Annotated in this window: 13 protein-coding genes; 5 read left to right on the top strand and 8 right to left on the bottom strand. The window is 55.9% G+C overall.

Going from position 1 to position 10995, the window contains the following annotated elements:
* Positions 1 to 103: 103 nt before the first annotated feature.
* From IEY52_RS04405 to IEY52_RS04390, 4 genes are all read right to left on the bottom strand, one after another.
* Positions 104 to 598 carry a hypothetical protein gene (locus IEY52_RS04405; protein WP_189000420.1) on the bottom strand — a complete coding sequence of 165 codons (495 nt, stop codon included), beginning with the start codon at positions 596 to 598 and terminating at the stop codon, positions 104 to 106.
* A gap of 61 nt (positions 599 to 659) precedes the next feature.
* The gene (locus tag IEY52_RS04400; protein WP_189000416.1) at positions 660 to 2315 is read right to left on the bottom strand and encodes a tyrosine-protein kinase domain-containing protein; all 1656 of its coding nucleotides are present in this window, start codon (positions 2313 to 2315) and stop codon (positions 660 to 662) included.
* A gap of 110 nt (positions 2316 to 2425) precedes the next feature.
* Positions 2426 to 3307 carry a hydroxymethylglutaryl-CoA lyase gene (locus tag IEY52_RS04395; protein WP_189000413.1) on the bottom strand — a complete coding sequence of 294 codons (882 nt, stop codon included), beginning with the start codon at positions 3305 to 3307 and terminating at the stop codon, positions 2426 to 2428.
* Positions 3300 to 4082 carry an enoyl-CoA hydratase/isomerase family protein gene (locus tag IEY52_RS04390; protein ID WP_189000410.1) on the bottom strand — a complete coding sequence of 261 codons (783 nt, stop codon included), beginning with the start codon at positions 4080 to 4082 and terminating at the stop codon, positions 3300 to 3302. Before IEY52_RS04390 ends, IEY52_RS04395 begins: the two co-directional genes overlap by 8 nt.
* A 218-nt stretch (positions 4083 to 4300) precedes the next feature.
* Here IEY52_RS04390 and IEY52_RS04385 point away from each other — a divergent pair, with 218 nt between their 5' ends.
* Complete coding sequence (locus IEY52_RS04385; RefSeq protein WP_189000407.1) at positions 4301 to 5470, top strand: acyl-CoA dehydrogenase family protein; 1170 nt, start codon at positions 4301 to 4303, stop codon at positions 5468 to 5470.
* Between the two features lie 102 nt (positions 5471 to 5572).
* Here IEY52_RS04385 and IEY52_RS04380 read toward each other — a convergent pair whose 3' ends face one another.
* A complete protein-coding gene (locus tag IEY52_RS04380) occupies positions 5573 to 6229 on the bottom strand; it encodes a GntR family transcriptional regulator (RefSeq protein ID WP_189000404.1) in 657 nt (218 codons plus the stop codon).
* 136 nt (positions 6230 to 6365) lie between these two features.
* Between IEY52_RS04380 and IEY52_RS04375 the strand changes: the two genes are divergently transcribed.
* Positions 6366 to 6935, top strand: coding sequence for an NADPH-dependent FMN reductase (locus tag IEY52_RS04375; RefSeq protein ID WP_189000400.1), 570 nt, complete (start codon positions 6366 to 6368; stop codon positions 6933 to 6935).
* Between the two features lies 1 nt (position 6936).
* Here IEY52_RS04375 and IEY52_RS04370 read toward each other — a convergent pair whose 3' ends face one another.
* The 3 genes from IEY52_RS04370 to IEY52_RS04360 are packed head-to-tail and all read right to left on the bottom strand — an operon-like array spanning position 6937 to position 8995.
* Complete coding sequence (locus tag IEY52_RS04370; RefSeq protein WP_189000396.1) at positions 6937 to 7776, bottom strand: 4-(cytidine 5'-diphospho)-2-C-methyl-D-erythritol kinase; 840 nt, start codon at positions 7774 to 7776, stop codon at positions 6937 to 6939.
* Positions 7773 to 8441 (bottom strand): 2-C-methyl-D-erythritol 4-phosphate cytidylyltransferase, encoded by a 669-nt coding sequence (gene ispD, locus IEY52_RS04365; RefSeq protein ID WP_189000393.1) that lies wholly within the window; start codon positions 8439 to 8441, stop codon positions 7773 to 7775. Before ispD ends, IEY52_RS04370 begins: the two co-directional genes overlap by 4 nt.
* Positions 8438 to 8995 (bottom strand): UbiX family flavin prenyltransferase, encoded by a 558-nt coding sequence (locus tag IEY52_RS04360; protein WP_189000390.1) that lies wholly within the window; start codon positions 8993 to 8995, stop codon positions 8438 to 8440. Before IEY52_RS04360 ends, ispD begins: the two co-directional genes overlap by 4 nt.
* A gap of 221 nt (positions 8996 to 9216) precedes the next feature.
* Here IEY52_RS04360 and IEY52_RS04355 point away from each other — a divergent pair, with 221 nt between their 5' ends.
* The 3 genes from IEY52_RS04355 (at position 9217) to IEY52_RS04345 (ending at position 10862) form a co-directional block, all read left to right on the top strand.
* Positions 9217 to 9843: a tetratricopeptide repeat protein gene (locus IEY52_RS04355; protein WP_189000387.1), complete on the top strand. Its 627-nt coding sequence runs from the start codon at positions 9217 to 9219 to the stop codon at positions 9841 to 9843.
* Between the two features lie 75 nt (positions 9844 to 9918).
* Positions 9919 to 10488: a hypothetical protein gene (locus IEY52_RS04350; protein WP_189000384.1), complete on the top strand. Its 570-nt coding sequence runs from the start codon at positions 9919 to 9921 to the stop codon at positions 10486 to 10488.
* Complete coding sequence (locus IEY52_RS04345; RefSeq protein WP_189000381.1) at positions 10488 to 10862, top strand: DUF6915 family protein; 375 nt, start codon at positions 10488 to 10490, stop codon at positions 10860 to 10862. Before IEY52_RS04350 ends, IEY52_RS04345 begins: the two co-directional genes overlap by 1 nt.
* Positions 10863 to 10995 lie beyond the last annotated feature (133 nt).

Raw genomic sequence — 10995 nt, 5'->3', positions numbered from 1 at the left:
AACACTTCAAAACGCTGCACCTCAAAACGCTGCACACCACCTCAAGCACCTGAAAACAAAATGGCCGCCATCCGAAAATGGCGACCATGCATCATGTTGATGCTTATTTGGTGGGCGTAACGCCGTTCAGCAGGTCGCGAACAATGGCGCTGTTGCCACTGCTGACCAGGAAGGCCTGCAGGCTGCCAGCGTTGCTGAAATCAAACTTGCCAGAGTTCAGGTCAGCGGCCAGGGCTGCATCGTTCACGGGTTTGCAGGTGCGGAACTCCACAGCGGCCTTGGCCACCAGCAGGTTGGTGGCTTTCTCATCACCCAGGGTGATCAGGTTGTCCAGGGTGGTCTGCTGCAAGCAGGTTTTGATCAGGATGAGATCATACAGGGCCTGTGCACCCTTTTCACGAGGTGGCACCAGGCTGCGCAGTTGTGCATCGCTGAGCTTGCCAATGGAAGTGGCTTTGACCAGAATGTCAATCACTTGGAACCCACTCAGTCCACTCTGTTCGGATGCGGTTACAGTTTGCGCAAAAGCAATGGAAGTGGCAGGCCCAATGGCTGCGACCCCCAGCAATGCTGCGATGATCATGGCTTTCTTTTTCATTGAATACCCCCTTTAGGAATAAAACTACCCAGAGAAAATTGTACCACAAACTGGTACAGGCTTAGGACTGTTTTCGGACTTTTTCTGCTTCTGGACGGTAACTGTAATAGTAGTAGTAATACCCATCTTTGCGACTGGTGACTTTGTTGAGCACAAAGCCAATCAGGTGGCAACCAGCAGTACGGATGTTTTTGAGTGTGGCTTCCACATTGGCGTAGGTGGTCTGGTTGGCTTCCACCACCATCAGGATGCCCTGGGTGAACCTCGAAACAGTGAGTGCATCAGCGAGGGCCAGAATGGGAGGGCTGTCCAGCAGCACCACATCGTAACTCTTGTCCCAGCGGTCCAGCAATTCCTGCAATTTGGAATTGTTGATCACATGGGAAGCAGAGCGTTGTGGAATGCCTGCAGGCAACATGTCGATGCCCTGACTGACCTGCAAGGCCTGGGCAGCTTTGGGGTTGGTGAGGGCCGTTTGAATGTCCCGTGCGGGAACACTGGGATTGCTGTCTGCTCCGGGCAAAGAGTGCCATCCCAGAGGTTTGATCTGGGACCACACCTTGTGCTGGGTGGGTCTGTGCAAGTCCAGGTCCACAATCAGAACTTTGAGTCCAGAGTTGGCCAGACCTTCTGCAAGAGAAGCGGTCACGCTGGATTTCCCTTCACCAGAGCGTGAACTTGAAACCACCAGTCGTCTGGGGCCAGTGGTGCCTTCGGTGTAACTCATCAGGCTGACCCGCAGGAAACCAATGGCTTCGTAAAGCATGCCGGAGCGGGCACTTTCGATGATGCCCCGTTGCAGGGTTTTCCCGGTCAGCTTGGGCAGTTTGCCCAGCACGGGTGCACCAAAGTGGGTGAGGTCTTCATCCGATTCGATGCGTTTGCGCAGGGCATCCGAAATCAATGCGAAACCAGCAGCCAGGAACAGTGCCAGCAAACCAGCCAGGGCAGCATTGCGCAGGGGCTTGGGAGCAATGGCTTCTGAAGGCTCTTCTGCCTCAGAAACCAGGGTCAGGGTGCCCGTTGCAGCTTTTTCAAACACTTCGATCTGGGCCAGGTTTTGCATCACATTGGCCCGTGCCGTGATGAAGGTTTGCTGTTCGATGCTGTCTGCTTTTACCCCTTTGAGGCTCTGGTTCAGTGAAACAACCTGCTGTTCCAGACTGCTTTTGGCCCGGATCAAACGGGAGGTGGCACGTTGCAGGTCCCAGTTCAGAATGGCATCCACAGCCACATTGGCCAGCACCTGTGCACCCAGAGGGGTGCCTGCCTGCCCACTGATTTCGTACACACCGGTGAGCTGGTTGTCCAGTTTGGCTTTGACCCGCAAGAGCTTGAAATTGTTGCGTCTCAACTCTTTGTTGAGGGCCTCAATGAGGTTTTGCTGCTCTGCCGCAGGGAGTTTGCTTTTCTTCAAACCCTGGATGATCTGCTCGATGACGGTTCTGCCGTGAATGGCTTTTTCCACCGCTCCCTGGGGGAGGGGTGGTGCAGAAACCAGCGTGTTGTTCATGATGCTGTTGCCGGTTTCGGATTTGACAGCGATGACGCTGCTTACAGCTTCGTACTGGGGAGCTTGTTGTTTGCTGATAAAATAAGTCAATCCACCAGTGAGAGCTACGCTGATGCCAATGAGCAGGGCATTGCGGCGCAGGGTACCAAACAGTTTGACGATATCAATGTCGTCATTTCTTACGTTAGGGGTTTGTTCAAGCATCAGGAAAAGACCTCACGAGATGAAGCATCTACCCACTCTGGTACAGAACAGATGCAACAGGGACCGTTCTGACCCCATCTCCACACTCACCAATTGTTACACAAATGTGTTTAAAAGTCTGCTGCTGGGTCACAAAAAACCTTTTGAACAAGCCTTAAGACCTCCCGATTCAGATGGACATCTGACTTGAAATGTCGCAAAACCAGCTCGGTGGGAAGGTTGCCCACCAGATCATCTGCAGCAAAAGGACAGCCCCCAAAACCCCCCATGGCACCCTCAAACCAGCGGATTCCAGCTTGCCATCCTGCCTCGATCAGAGGGTCGGCATGTTCGGGGCGTGCATGCAGGTGTAAACCCAGTTCAGCCTTTTTCATGTGGTCCCTGAGCTGGTTACACAGTTGCTCAACCTGTTCAGGGGTGGCCACACCCACGGTGTCTGCCAGGGCAATGGAAGAGATGCCCAGTTCGAAAAGTCGATCTAGGGCGTCCTGTACAAGCTGGACAGACCAGGGATCTCCATAAGGATTGCCAAATCCCATGGAAAGGTAAACCACCAGGTTTTTGCTGGCTGCATCGGACTGCACCTTCAGACGGTGGACCAGTTGCCAGGCTTCGGGCAGCGTCTGATGGGCATTGCGCAATTGAAAGGTCTCCGAAATGGAGAGGGGAAAACCCACACTGGTGACTTTTGGCTGTGTGGCTGCGCGCTCCATGCCTCTTTCATTGGCAACGATGCACAGGTAATCCCTCCCTGCAGGATCGGGCAGTTCCCTGAGCACCTCTTCGGTGTCTCGCATCTGGGGAACCGCTTTTGGACTGACAAAGGAACCCAGATCCAGGTGGGTGAAACCCGTTTCCAACAGTGCATGGAGGTACTGGATTTTGGTTTCGGTGGGCACAAAATGCTCCAGGCCCTGCCAGGCGTCTCTGGGACATTCCACATATTTGATGCCTGCTGGAAAAAGGGTCTGGATCAAGCGAGCTTCAGTCATCCCTGTTCTCCTGCCAGCGAGGGGGACGTTTTTCCAGAAAACTCTGGATGCCCTCTTTCAGATCTGCGGTGGTGCGGGCCCAGGCATTCATCTGGGCAGCGTGGCTCAGGGCTTCTTGCAGACCCATGGAAGGCAGAGAAGCCAGCAGGGATTTGGTGCTGGAGAGGGCCACCGGAGAATTGCGGGCGATGTGTTCAGCAAGAAGGGTGGCCCTGCTGAGGGCCTGTCCAGGTTCGGTCAGGCGGTTGATCAGGCCCATGCGGTAAGCATCTGCGGCAGAAACCGCTTCTCCAGTCAGCAAAAGTTCACGGGCGTGTTTTTCGCCCACAGCACGCAGCAGGAAGACCATCACAATGGCGGCCACAAAGCCCAGTTTGACTTCGGTGTAGGCAAAACTGGCCTCGCTGGAAGCCACCACCAGGTCGCAGGCACTGGCCAGACCTGCCCCTCCTGCAATGGCTTTGCCCTCCACGGCAGCAATGATGGGTCTGGGATGGGTGTAGATGGTCTCAAAAAGCTGGGCCAGTTTGCGCGAATCATGCAGGTTGTCTTCGCTGCTGGCAGAGAGCAACTGGTGCAGGTTCTTGAGATCTGCGCCACTGCAAAACACCTTGCCTTCTGCGCACAGCACAATCACCCGCGTGGTGGGGTGGGTTTTCAACTGGTCAAAAGCCTCTTGCAGGTCCTGAACCATCTGGGGACTGAGGGCATTGCGGTTTTCTGGCGAGGCCAGGGTCAGGCGGGCAATGGGTCCATTGTGCTGGATGTGTAACATTCAGAACCTCGCAGGGATGGGATGCCTTTTTCAGCATGACAGATGCCCGCAAAAGATGCTCAGATGGGAAGCTTTCAAACGACAGACTGAAAAACGTATGACAATTTTACAACGATGCGCGTAAAAAGTGTAATATATTGAGACAATTCCCCGAGAAACCTGACCCCAGCTGCACCCAGCCTGGGCAGGACCAGTGTTTCCCAAAAAGGAGCAAACCAATGTGGTTTGACATCTCAAACGAAGAAAAAGCCATGGTGCTGAGCCTCAAAGACTACCTGCTGCAGAAAGCCGAACCCGGAGCCACCGAACGGGACCACAGCGGACATTTTCCGCATGATCTGGTGAAAGACCTTGGTGAAATGGGCGTGATGGGTGCCTGCACCCCAGAAGCGTACGGTGGATCGGGCCTCAGCACCCACACTTTTGCCCTGCTGATCGAAGAACTCGCCAGCGTGGATGGCAGCCTGTGCCTGACCGTGGCCAGCCACAACAGCCTGTGCCAGGGCCACATCCTCATTGCAGGGACTGAAGAGCAGAAGAAGAAATTCATTCCAGACCTCGCCAGTGCCCAGAAGCTGGGTGCCTGGGGCCTCACCGAAGCTGGAAGCGGCTCTGATTCTGCAGGTCTGCAAACCCGTGCCGTGGAACAGCCTGATGGCAGCTGGATCCTGAATGGCTCCAAAAACTTCATCACCCAGGGCTCTGTGGGCGGCACCTACGTGGTGATTGCCCGCACCGATCCCCCCAGAGAAGGCAAAGGCAAAAACGATGGCATCAGCGCCTTCGTGTTCAACCGGGACGAGGTTTCAGGTTTCAGTGTGGGCCGCAAAGAAGACAAACTGGGTCTGAGGTCCAGCGACACCGCCCAGATCATCTTTGAAGACATCCACCTTCCAAAAGAAGCCCTGCTGGGCAACAGGGGAGAGGCTTTCAAAGACGTGATGCGCGTGCTGGACGGAGGTCGCATTGGGATTGGCGCAATGGCACTGGGTCTGGGCAGGGGAGCCATGGAATACGCCACCCGTTACGCCCTCTCCCGTGCACAGTTTGGCAAACCTATAGCCCACCATCAGGCCATCCAGTTCAAGCTTGCCGACATGAGCACCGAACTGGAAGCTGCCCGTCTGCTGATCTCCAAAGCCGCCCACCTGAAAGATGCAGGCCAGCCTTTTACGGAAGCAGCAGCAAAAGCAAAACTTTACGCCTCAGAAGCAGCAAACCGCGCCTGTGACAATGCCATCCAGATCCTGGGAGGCTACGGTTACATCCGGGAATACCCCGTGGAACGCTTCTGGCGCGACAACCGCCTGACCCTGATTGGCGAAGGCACCAGCGAAGTGCAACGCATGATCATCGGGCGGCATTTGCTGGCCAGATACGCGGACTGAGCGGACTGGATCCAGGGCTGGACAGGGAAGGGCGAGGCATGCTGTCTTGTGCAGAACGAGGGACCGTAGCTTGGTCCCTCTGCACGCCTTGCCCCTACAAAACTACGCCTGCCTCAAAATCCCCAGCAGATGGTGCTTCGCGGTTTCCAGGTGCTCGATCAGCAGCAGACGGGATTTTTCGAGGTCCCGTTCGGTGCAGGCCTGCAGCAGGTTGCGGTGCTCCTGCTGGGAGGTTTTGTTGCGGTCCTCGCCGCCCAGATAAATGGCCATGTAACGGGCAGAGTTGGTGTGCAGCACGCGGATGGATTCCATCAGGCGGTTCAAATTGGCGGCCCCATACAGGGTGGCGTGGAATTCCCAGTTGAGTTCGGCCAGACCTGCAGGGTCTTCGGTTTCGTCCATCACGTCCAGCAAGCCTCTGGCCCGGATGAAGTCGGTGGGGGTGAGGCCATGAATGGCCCGTTCCAGAATGGTGGGTTCCAGGGCGATGCGCATCAGGTAGATTTCATCGACCTCTTCGATGGACAGTTCACTGACCACCGAGCCCCGGTTGGGGATGAAGGTGACCAGACCCTCGGCTTTGAGCTGGTATAGGGCTTCCCGGACGGGAATTTTGCTGACCCCGAATTCGGAGGCCACCTCGTCTTGCCGCAGAGGTTCCCCTCCCCGGTATTTGCCCTGAATGATGGCCTGTCTGAGGGCATTGGCGATCATTTCAGGGGTGCTGGATGGACTTTTGGTTTGAAAACCGCGTTTCATGTTCACCCCTTTTCAGTTCGCCCAGAGAGAGGGGCGGATTGGATGTCTAAATTATACGTGTATACGCTTTCTCTGGTGTGGGTGGCTGCGCTGGTGCAGGGCCAGATGGGTATACTTCAGGCATTGAGGTGAAGCCATGACCGTGCGCATTCTGGCCTTTGCGGGCAGCCTGAGAACCGAATCCTGGAACAAGAAACTCCTTTACGAAGCTTTGCGTCTGGCTCCAGACACCCTGGAGATCACCCCCATTGACCTGAAAGATTACCCCCTGCCCCTCTACGATGCAGACATTGAGGAAGCAAAAGGCCTGCCTGAACAGGCTGTACAGCTCAGAACCCTGTTGAAAGAACACCAGGGACTGCTGCTGGCCTCTCCTGAATACAACGGTGGCCTGACCGGAGTGCTGAAAAACACGCTGGATTGGATGTCCAGAAAAAACGGCACAGAGCGGGGTCTAGATCCTTTCATGCACAAACCTGCGGCTGTGATCACGGCTTCTCCTGGGCCTTACGGGGGAGCCAGATCTTTACAGGCTGCAGTGTTTTTGCTGCACCGTCTGGGTTGCATTGTTTTGCCAGACACCGTTTCTGTCACCAACTGCGAAACAGCCTTCAACGAGGCAGGCCAGTTGACAGGCAAGAATGAAAAAGCCCTGCAGAGGGTGGTGGACACCCTGGCCCGGATCACCCTTAAACTGAACAGTTGATTTAAGCAAGGGTGTGGGCTGCAGTGCACCAATGCATGGGAAAATGGGATTTCAGGATTTGCACGGCCTGTCCTGCTTCTTTTGCAGTGCGGGCCAGGGCAAAACAGGTGCTGCCGGATCCGCTCATCATGGGGCTGGTCAGGCCCGTTTCTCTGAGGGTCTGCAGCACAGCTGCAATTTCAGGATGTCTGGTGACCACAGCAGGTTCCAGTGCATTGAAGTAAGGCACATTTAGACGGTGTTTTAAAGCATGCAAGATGTTCGAGAGGGGAAGCTCTGCGGTGAATTCTCCACTCTGGTCCAGCCACAGGTAAGCATCACGGGCACTCACCTCGGTGCCTGGATTGACCAGCACCAGATGCAGTTCGGGCAATTCCACAGGGGTCAGTTTCTCTCCAATGCCTTCAGCAAGGGCGGCTTGCTGGATCAGGAAAAACGGTACATCTGCACCCAGGGATGTTGCCAGGGGATGCAAATCCATGCTGCTGGGATACAGTTCTTTTAAAGCCATCAGGGTGGTGGCAGCATCGCTGGACCCGCCTCCCACACCGGAAGCCAGAGGAAGCTTCTTGTGCAGGGTGATCCTGACTCCGGTTTTGATGTCTGCCGCACGCAGGTAAGCCTGGGCCGCACGGTACACGAGGTTGCGTTCATCGGTGGGGAGGTCTGCGCCTGTGACCTGCAGGGTCAGAACATCTGCAACCTCGAAGGTCAGGTCATCTCCGACGGAGAGGGGCACCATCAGGCTGTGCAGGGTGTGGTAACCATTGTCCAGCACCCCGGTCACCGAGAGGCCCAGATTGACTTTGGCCGGAGCAAAACGTTGCAGGATCTGGCTCATGAAGGGGTGCTCCGTTTCTGGTCCCAGAGCTGCGCAAAAGCGGTGGCCAGTTCAAAATCTGCGGGTGTGGTGACTTTGAACAGCCTGGAATCTCCCAGCACCAGTTCCACGTTGGAACCGTATTTGTTGGCCAGTCCTGCATCATCGGTGGCTTCAAAGCCTTCCTGCAATGCTTTCAGGTGGGCGTCCAGAATCAGCGTTCTGCGGAAAGCCTGTGGGGTCTGTACGGCCCAGGTCTTGCTGCGGTCCACCAGATACCCCCAGAACCCTCCCGAGGAATGCACCAGGGTGTCTGTGGCAGGCAGAGCTGCAGTGACAGCGCCACTCTGGATCACCCTTCCCTTGATGCGTTCCAGCACTTTTGCACCCAGAAAAGGGCGTGCTGCATCATGGATCAGCACAAAATCGGCTTCGGTGGCTTGCAGCAACCGGAACACGCTGTCCTGACGGGTGTTTCCTCCCACAATCTGCTTGACCGGGCTTTCGATGGACTGGCCTTCTGGCAGGGCCACCACCACCTCATCCACCAGAGGAGCGAGGTTTTCAATGGCGCGCTCAAGCAAGGTCTTGCCTTGCAGGTCCACCAGGGCTTTGGGGATGCCAAAACCCAGCCTGGACCCGCTTCCTGCTGCTGGAATCAGGGCTGCAAAACGTGGAGGGGTCATTTCCCGGTCCACCTTTGCATGCCTCCACTGTCCAGACCAAACTGATCCAGAATGCGGGCGGTCAGGAACGCCAGAATGTCCTCCACCTTTTCAGGGGTGCTGTAAAAACCAGGACTGGCAGGCAGAATCACAGCGCCAGCATCGTGGGCCCTGAGCATGTTTTCCAGCATGGGTCTGGGGTAAGGGGCCTCTCTGGGCACCAGCACCAGGGTGCGCCGCTCCTTGAGGGTGACGTGTGCAGCACGGGAGATCAGGTTGTCTCCCAGCCCCAGGGCCACTTTGGCCAGGGTGGAACTGCTGCAGGGCACCACCACCATGCCCAGCGTTCTGTGGCTGCCAGAGGCAATGCTGGCCGCCAGGTTGCGGTCATCGTGCACTTCTGTGGCCAGGTCCAGCAGTTCTTCTATGGACTGGGTTCCCTCGGTTTCCCACACCCGTTTTGCCCCCTCTGAAACCACCAGATGGGTGGGAACCTGCAGCTTTTTCAGGGTGCGCAGCAAATCCAGCGTGTAAGGGGCTCCGCTTCCTCCGGTGACGCCAATGACCAGTTTCATCAGGGAGATTGTGGCACAAAAAGGGGGACAATTGCAGCCGAGGGCCGAGGGCCGAGAGCAAAAGCAGCCTGCCTTGCATTTCTTTTGAAGGTGCAAAACACTGCACCTCATAAGCCTGGGATTGAGCAACAGCTGTTTCAGGGCCGATCAGGGCTTTGGCAGTGAGCCCTTGGCTCTCGGCCCTCGGCCCTTTTTACCCCAAAATCCTGTACAACTGAACCATGAACCTTTCAGAACAGGCCTGGGACGCTTTTGATGCAGGAGATCTGGAGCGGGCCAGAGATTTATACGAAAACCACCTGAGAGCCCACCCGCAGGATGAACAGGCCCGTTTTGGTCTGGGGTACGTGTACGTGAACCTGGGACTTTTTCAGGAAGCAGAGGACCTGTACCAGAAGCTGTTTCAGGAAGCTGTGGAAAAGCAGGATCCACGGGGCCACCAGGCCATGCACCAGATTGGGATGTTGCGCCGACTGCAGGGGGATTATGAGGGTGCCCTGACCGCCTTTGAGCAGGAAAAGCCATTGATTCCCGATGATGCCTTTCCGAGGGCCATCAACAGCTATGAACTCGGGATGTGCCATCTCAGGCTGGGGAACACCGAAAAAGCCAGTTTGGAACTGCACACCAGCCTGTTTTATGCCCAGAGAAGCACCGACCTGATTGCCCAGGCCTGCGCTTATCGGGGGATTGGAGAGCTGCATCTGGCGGAAGAAAATTACACAGAGGCCCAGCCTGCTTTTCTGGAGGCCCTGCGCTGTTTTGAAGCTGCCGGGGAAAAGCGAGGGGTGGAAGACATCATTGAGTACATCAGGGAGCTGGAAGAAGCCTCCAAAAATCAGAATTGAGGTCACCTCCTGGTGTGACGTGAATACGCCTACAGAAGAATTTTATTTGATATTCTGCATAAAGGAGACCTGAACATGCCCAAAGCTTATCTGGTGATGGACCGTGATTACATGTACACCGATGAAATCTATGCCCCCTGGTTCGAGGACAACATCTGCACCGAACCCATGCAGGTTTTTGACACCCATGAGGAAGCCGAGCAACATGCCAGAACCCTGGCCCTGCCCCGTTTTCGGGGATTGCGGTTGCAAGATTACGCGCTGGGGTCAACAGAACTGTTGACCTCACTTCCCTTGCAGGCTTTCTATCAGAAGCTGGCAGAGGCCCTTGGGGATGCTTCCATTTTTCAGGACAGCAAGAAAAACCCGAAAACGGCCTGGATGGACATTGAAATCCCAGCCCACCTCTCTGATGAACGCCTTCATCAGGTCATGGATGTGCTGGACAGAATCCGCTTTTATGATGTGGTGGAAAGCACCACAGAAGATGAAGCTGCACTTGAGCAGGCCAAAACCCTGATCAACGCAGGCGTGGTGGACCCTGAAGAAAAAAACTTCCGGGCATACCGGGTGCCCGAAGATGAGATTGCCCAGGCCGTGCAGCTTTTCGGATTGGAATTTGAACCCTTTGATGGAGGCCTCTGATGGCCCACCCCTACCACCACGCCCGCAGTTCTGCCCGCAAATTCGGTGGCATCCCTGAAGACTACCTGGAGGTGCACAGCTGGTTTGACCAGACCAAAGCATCCTGGGCAGACTTGCGTCACAGGGCCGTGCTGCACTCCAGTTTCGGCATTTTTCTGTGCGAGCAGGTCTTTGGGGTCACCCTCACCCGCAAATCCGACGGCAAAGTGGTTCCCACCCGATTGATCGGTGAGCAGCATGTGATCGAAGACCTCGGAAAAATCCCCACCCTGCAGGACTGGCTGGAAGATTTGCCCTTCAAGGACTGGATGCTCAGAGGGGCAAGACCCCTGAGCAGGGAGCTTGGTGAGGAGGAAGCCAGATCAGAGTCCTGAGGGTCAGATCCCCCTGCAACTCGCTTTGCTCGTTGGTTCCCCCTTAACGAAGGGGGATTTCTCTCGTCTTACACCCATCCCCCAACGCTGACGGGGGACAGCCCTGAGCTTTAGCGAAGGGCAGGGGGATCTC

The organism is Deinococcus roseus, from assembly GCF_014646895.1.
Taxonomy (GTDB): Bacteria; Deinococcota; Deinococci; order Deinococcales; family Deinococcaceae; genus Deinococcus_C; species Deinococcus_C roseus.
The sequence above is the reverse complement of the archived record's forward strand: the minus strand, read 5'-3'. Positions and strand labels throughout refer to the sequence as shown.